This window comes from Micromonospora sp. DT31 (assembly GCF_049841795.1).
GTDB lineage: Bacteria > Actinomycetota > Actinomycetes > Mycobacteriales > Micromonosporaceae > Micromonospora.
Window position 1 is genome coordinate 33,642 of record NZ_JBNCKZ010000021.1, and the last position, 6,320, is coordinate 39,961.

Annotated in this window: 5 protein-coding genes; 3 read left to right on the forward strand and 2 right to left on the reverse strand. The window is 73.1% G+C overall.

The features are described from left to right. Nucleotides 1-45: 45 nt before the first annotated feature. Nucleotides 46-891, forward strand: coding sequence for a hypothetical protein (locus tag ACLQ2X_RS25075; protein ID WP_425683522.1), 846 nt, complete (start codon nucleotides 46-48; stop codon nucleotides 889-891). Nucleotides 892-972: 81 nt separating this feature from the next. Here the strand turns inward: ACLQ2X_RS25075 and corA are convergent, their stop codons facing one another. After that, nucleotides 973-2,121, reverse strand: a complete 1,149-nt coding sequence (gene corA / locus ACLQ2X_RS25080) for a magnesium/cobalt transporter CorA (RefSeq protein ID WP_425683523.1) — start codon at nucleotides 2,119-2,121, stop codon at nucleotides 973-975. Between the two features lie 343 nt (nucleotides 2,122-2,464). Beyond that, entirely contained in the window at nucleotides 2,465-3,559 is a 1,095-nt protein-coding gene (locus ACLQ2X_RS25085; RefSeq protein ID WP_425683524.1) for a PLP-dependent aminotransferase family protein, read from the reverse strand. Nucleotides 3,560-3,758: 199 nt separating this feature from the next. Here ACLQ2X_RS25085 and ACLQ2X_RS25090 point away from each other — a divergent pair, with 199 nt between their 5' ends. Beyond that, nucleotides 3,759-4,628 (forward strand): 3'(2'),5'-bisphosphate nucleotidase CysQ, encoded by an 870-nt coding sequence (locus ACLQ2X_RS25090; RefSeq protein WP_425683525.1) that lies wholly within the window; start codon nucleotides 3,759-3,761, stop codon nucleotides 4,626-4,628. A gap of 105 nt (nucleotides 4,629-4,733) precedes the next feature. Next, nucleotides 4,734-6,218 (forward strand): hypothetical protein, encoded by a 1,485-nt coding sequence (locus ACLQ2X_RS25095; RefSeq protein ID WP_425683526.1) that lies wholly within the window; start codon nucleotides 4,734-4,736, stop codon nucleotides 6,216-6,218. Nucleotides 6,219-6,320 lie beyond the last annotated feature (102 nt).

Sequence of the window (6,320 nt, forward strand, 5' to 3'; positions counted from 1 at the left end):
CGTTGGTCAGTTCCTTGCGGATCCTCCCATGTGCCCGATCTGGCCATGCGGAGGCATCCGAAGGTGAAGGATGAGAAGGAACAACTCCCAGGAGGTGGGACCGTGTTTGGAATCGGGCGGCGAAAGACCCAGGGCCAGCTTGCCAAGGTCGAGCTGAACCAGGGCATCGGTCACCTGCGGCAGGCCGCCACGCACGCGGCCAAGGGTGCCGGGGCCACGGTCGGCCCGCGCGTCCAGGCAGCCCGGGTCGCCGTCGCGCCGACCGCCGTCCTCGTCCGGGACCGGGCGTCCACCGGGTTCGCCTCGACCGCCGCGGCGCTCGCCCCGGTGGTCGTGGCCGTGCGCAACGCCCGGACCGAGGCCGCCGGCAAGGCATCGACCGGTCGCAAGGCCGTGGCGGCGAAGCAGTCCGCGATGACGAAGAAGGCGAAGAACATGAAGCCCGGCAAGAAGAAGCAGCGCAGGTCGCGGGGCATGACCACCGGCCTCCTGGTCGCCGGCGTCGTTGCCGGCCTGGCCGGGGCGATGGCCATGCGCCGCCGCCGGGAGCAGCAGGAGTGGGCCGAGTACGACCCGACCCGCTCGCTCGGCGCGACCGGTCAGGACAAGTTGGAGCCGATGCGAGAGGACGTGGACACGATCGTGGTCGAGACCCCCGACGCCAGCGCGAAGGTGACCCAGGCCGGCCCGACCGGCGCCGGCAGCTCGGCCGTGGCCGACGGCAGCAGCGCGTCGACCACCAAGCCCGGCAGCCAGCCGGTCATCCACCCGAACGACCAGGTCCCCTCGGTCGCCGAGGGTGCCCGGGATGTCTCCGGCCGCCCGGCCGACGACATCACCAAGGCCATGCAGAGCGGCAAGAACGCCGCGAAGGCCAGCGGTGGTCGCTGACCTCGTAGCCCCGGAACAGTGCCGGCGCGCGGGCCCGTCCCGCGTGGCCGGCGCGTCCGCGTCCGCGGCCGGGCGACCCGGTCACAGCCAGCCGTTGCGCCGGAACAGCCGGTAGAGGGTGAACGACGCGACGAGCATCAGCAGCCACACGCCCGAGTAGCCGTAGGTCCACGTCAGCTCCGGCATGTTCTCGAAGTTCATGCCGTAGATGCCGGCGATCGCCGTCCAGACCGCGCCGATCGCGGCCCAGGCGGCGATCTTGCGCATGTCGTTGTTCTGGTCCACGGTGACCTGCGCCAACCGCGCCTGGAGGATCGAGTTGAGCAGGTCGTCGTAGGAGTTCACCTGCTCGACCGTGCGGCTGAGATGGTCCTGCACGTCCCGGAAGTAACGCCGCACCTCCTCCGGCACCGCGCGGTTGACCTCGGAGGTGAGCGTCATCAGCGGTCGTTGCAGTGGCGACACCGCCCGTTTGAACTCGACCAGCTCCCGCTTCATCTGGTAGATCCGCTGGATGCGGCCGCTGCTCTGGCGGTCGAAGACGTCCGCCTCCAGCACGTCCAGGTCGTCCTCCAGCCGGTCGGCGACCTCCAGGTAGAGGTCGACGATGCGGTCGGTGATCGCGTACGCGACGGCCCACGGACCGTGCCGCAGCAGGTCCCGTTTCGCCTCCAGGTCGGCGCGCACCGGCGCCAGCCGGCAGGCGTCGCCGTGCCGCACGCTGATCACGAAGTGCGGCCCGATGAAGAGCATCACCTGACCGGTCTCCACCACCTCGGAGTTCTCGGTCAGCTCGGCGTGCTCGCAGTAGCGGGCGGTCCGCAGCACCAGGAAGACGATCTCACCGAAGTGTTCCAGCTTCGGGCGCTGCTGGGCCTTGACCGCGTCCTCCACCGCCAGCTCATGCAGGCCGAAGGTGGCGGCGATCTCGGTCATCTCGGCCAGGTCGGGCTCGTGCAGGCCGAGCCAGACGAAGGCGTCACGCTCCTCGCGGGCGGCGGCCAGCGCCTCGGCGTACCGGGGGCGGCCGGGCCGCCGCTCACCGTCGACGTACAACCCGCAGTCGACGATGCCGCTGCGGTCGGGGTCAGCCGGCTCCGGGGTGTGCGGGGAGCCGTCCGCGTTGAGGATGCGGGACATGGCGCGCACCGGGCCAGCCCAGGCGCGAGGGCGCAGCGCGCGGCCGCCGTTCGGCCCGGCGGTGCGGTCGCGTGGCACCCGGTCGGTCATCTCTCGCCCCCTCGCCTTGGACTGCGGCTTGCAGGTTACGCCGATCGGCGGAACGCGCCGCAGGGGTGCACGCGGCGGCGGAGGCGGACGGCCGGAGGTGGTGGCGCCGGGCGGGCCGGGCCGCGTCAGGGGGGTGAGGGGCGACACGGCCCACCCGGCACCCCCTGGGGGGCGAGAGTGATGCTGGCGCGTCGTCGTCGGCCCGGCAGGGCAGTTATGGGCCACCCGGAACGGACGACCACCGGGAAAGGTGAACGACGCTCGCAACATTGTGGGCCGCCGGGCGGTGCGGCGGGAGGGCCGAACCGCCCGGCAGGGCATATCTGTCGGGAACCCGACACCATCAGCCGCGAACGGCGGCCATCGCCTCCGCGATCCGACGGACCCCCTCGTCGATCCGATCCGCCGTCACCGCCGAGTACGCCAACCGCAGCGCATGCCGGCCGCCGTCCACCATGAAGTCGCTGCCCTTCACCACCGCGACACCACGCTCCGCCGCCGCCGGCGCCAGCCGGTCCACCTCGACGTCCTCCGGAAGCTCCACCCAGAGGAAGTAGCCACCGTCCGGCTCCACGAACCGGGCCTCGGGAATGTGCCGGCGCAGCGAGTCGGCGAGCACCGCGGAGCGTTCGCCGAGCGCCGAACGCACCGTCCGGATCGACTCCTCGATCGCGCCCGACGCGCAGAACTGGTAGACGATCGCCTCGGAGACCATGCCGGGCGAGATGTAGAGGTTGGTGGCCCGCTTCGCGATCGCCGCGATCAGCTCCGCCGGGCCCACCAGGTAACCGACGCGCACCCCCGGACAGACCGTCTTGGTGAAGCTGGAGGCGTGCACCACCACACCCCGGGTGTCCATCGACAGCATCGAGGGCAGCGGCTCGCCCCGGAACCGGATGTCCGCGTACGGGTCGTCCTCGAAGATCGTGAACTCGTACTCGGCGGCCAGGTCGAGCAGCTCGCGGCGCTTCTCCAGGCAGAGGGTCACCCCGGCCGGGTTCTGGTAGTTGGGGATCACGTGGGCCAGCCGTGGGCGTACCCCGGACTCCAGCAGCTTGCGCAGCTCGGCGGTGTCCAGGCCGTCCGGCTGGATGGTCACGCCGTGCACCTCGCCGCCCATCTGCTGCAGGTTGAGCAGCGTCCGGTCGTACGTCGGGCGCTCGATCACCACCGCGTCGCCCCGGCGGACCAGGTGGTCGAAGAGGAACGCGTCGGCCTGCAGCGAGCCGTTGGTGATCAGCACCTGGTCGGCCTCGACACCGTGCTTGGCGGCGATCCACTTCCGCAGGGGCGGGTAGCCGACGGAGGTGCCGTACGCGGTGACCCCGGCGGGGTCGGCGTCGAAGGCGCGGACAGCGGCGGCCTTGAGCCCTTCGACATCGACGATGTCCAGCGAGGGCGCGCCACGGGCGAACGAGATCAGCTGCTCGGCGGTCATGCGCAGAGCCTAGGGCCTGCCCCGGCGGGTCCGACCGCGATACACGCGAAGTTCAACATGCGGGCAGCCACCAGGCCCGGCGGCTGTCCGGGCACGATTCGCGGCTGTCTACGATCCGACCGGACGATGGCGCCGGCACCCACGGACGCCGAAGGATGACGGGTCGCGGCAGATCCGCAGGAGACAGGGGACGAGGCTCGTGACCGAGGACGACGCGGGACGGCTCGACGACCAGCAGTTCGCGCAGTGGCTGGCCACCGAGGCCGGCGCGGCGCTCACCGCGCTGCGGGACCGGCAGGGCTTCGCCGACCCGAAGGCGCTCAAGGACGCGGGCGACCGCGCGTCGCACGAGCTGATGACCGCGGCGCTGGCCCGGCTGCGGCCGACCGACGCGGTCCTCTCCGAGGAGGAGGCCGACGCGCGCCGCGCCTGGGCCGACGGGGAACGCGCGCCGCGGCACGAGGCGGACCGGGTGTGGATCATCGACCCGCTTGACGGCACCCGCGAGTTCTCCGAGGCCGGACGGGACGACTGGGCGGTGCACGTGGCGCTCTGGCAGCGGTCCGCCGCGCCGGACGGCGCCCTGGTCGCCGGCGCGGTCGGCATGCCGGCACGGACCACTGCGGACGGCGGGCCGCTCGTGCTCGGCACCACCTGCCCGCCGCCCAAGCCGGCCGACGGACCGATCCGGATCGCGGTGAGCCGCAGCCGCCCGCCCGCCTTCGTCGGCGAACTGGTCGAGCTGCTCGGCGCCACCGCCGTACCGATGGGCTCGGCCGGCGTGAAGGTCTGCGCCGTGGTGACCGGCGAGGTCGACGCGTACGTCCACGCGGGCGGCCAGTACGAGTGGGACAGCGCCGCTCCGGTGGCCGTGGCGCTCGGCGCCGGCATGCACGCGTCCAGGATCGACGGCTCGCCGCTGCGCTACAACCGGGCCGACCCGCGCCTGCCCGACCTGCTGGTCTGCCGACCGGAACTGGCCGACCGACTCCTCGACGCCATCGCCCGTACCGGAGTCGAGATGCCCGCTTCGGCCGTCACCGACGACCGGGGTGAGGCGTTCGGCTGAGTATCACGGTACGTACGGTCCAGGTGGACGAGGGTTATCGTCGGGCGGGTATGCGCGTCGCGAGCTGAGTCCCGAGACACGGGCCACCGACAGCCAAGGAGGGTCATGCCGGCCGATCGAGACCCGCACAACGCGTTCGGGGAGCCAACCGGTCTGTGGCCGGGTCAGGACATTCCGCGTCAGGCGGACGGTCGGACGCTGCCCTGGCCGGAGGTCGAGGTCGCGCCACCGTCGGCACCGACCCGGGCCCACCACGGCCTGCCCTGGCCGGAGACGGACCTGCCCACCTCCGGCCAGCCGGCGGTCGGCGCCGAGTGGGCACCCGCCGGTGGCGGGGCCACGGCGGACCGGTCGGGCGGGGCGGCGGGCCCCCACGCGGCCTGGGCCGCGCAGGGGCCGGTGGGCTGGAACGAGGGATCGGCGACATCCGTCGCCACCGCGGCCGGACCGTCGCCGGTGGACACTCCGGCCGGCCCGCAGCCTCCGCCGCCGTTCGGTGGGTCACCCGCGGGGCCTCCGCCGCCCGACGGGCCCCGCCGCCGCTGGCGGCTGGCGCTCGTGGCGGCCCTGGCACTGACCCTGGCCGGCGGCGGGGTCGCCGTGGCCACGAACCGGACCGAGCCGGCCGGCCCGCAGGCAGGCAGCCCGGCCGCCTCGCTCGCGGCGACGCAACCGGCCGGCCCGGACAAGCCGTCCGCGCCCGGCCCGTCCCCGACCGCCGACCAGGGCCTCGGCGGCAAGCCGTCGGCGGGCCCGTCGGCCTCGCCGAAGGCGGGGCCGGGCTTCGCCGGTGCGCGCCTGACGCTGCCCGGCGCCTCGATCGGCGTGCAGAACGGGGAGACCTTCGGCCAGGCGTTGACCCGCTCCGACCGGACCTTCGGTCGGCTGCGGATGGCCCGGGTGTTCTTCCCCGGCCTGCCGCCGGCGTGGTCGGGCAGCCGGGCCGACGTGGTGGACCGTACCGTGGTGGTCTCGTTCAAGGCCGCCCCGCAGGAGATCAACAGCGGCAAGCACGACTCCCGCCTGGCGTCCTGGTTCGCCTCGATCCCGCGGGACCACAACGTCTACTGGTCCTACTTCCACGAGCCGGAGGACGACGTCGAGCGCGGCGCCTTCACCCCGGCGGCGTACCGGACGGCGTGGCAGCGGGTCGCCGGACTGGCCGACCGGACGGGAAACCCGAAGCTGATCAACACGCTGATCCTGATGTGCTGGACGCTCGACCCGAAGTCCGGTCGCAGCTTCGACGCGTTCTACCCCGGCTCCAACGTGATCGAGACGCTCGGCTGGGACTGCTACAACTGGGGCGCCAAGTGGAAGCGGTACGCCCCGCCGCAGGAGATCTACGGCCCGATGATCAGCAAGTCCAAGGCGCTGGGCAAGCCGTGGGGGATCGCGGAGACCGGCAGCGACCTGGTGCCTGGTGACCCGGGCACCGGCCGGGCGGCGTGGATCCGGTCCATGACCGGCTTCCTCAACGGTCAGCGGCCGGAGTTCGTGGCGTACTACAACCAGACCGTCAGCCAGGGTGACTTCCGGCTGCTCGACCAGCCGAGCATCCAGGCGTGGAAGTCCTTCTGCACGGCCTGACCGAACGCGCGGACGGGCGGGTGACCGAAAGGTGGCCCGCCCGGCCGCGGACGGCGCCGATGCCCCCGCCCCGCCTGTGCCCCGGGCGCAGCCCCCCGGCGG

Bases quoted from the DNA above. Each gene is read 5' to 3' on its own strand.
- ACLQ2X_RS25075 (WP_425683522.1), top strand. From the start codon at position 46: ATGCGGAGGCATCCGAAGGTGAAGGATGAGAAGGAACAACTCCCAGGA.
- corA (WP_425683523.1), bottom strand. From the start codon at position 2,121: ATGACCGACCGGGTGCCACGCGACCGCACCGCCGGGCCGAACGGCGGC.
- ACLQ2X_RS25085 (WP_425683524.1), bottom strand. From the start codon at position 3,559: ATGACCGCCGAGCAGCTGATCTCGTTCGCCCGTGGCGCGCCCTCGCTG.
- ACLQ2X_RS25095 (WP_425683526.1), top strand. From the start codon at position 4,734: ATGCCGGCCGATCGAGACCCGCACAACGCGTTCGGGGAGCCAACCGGT.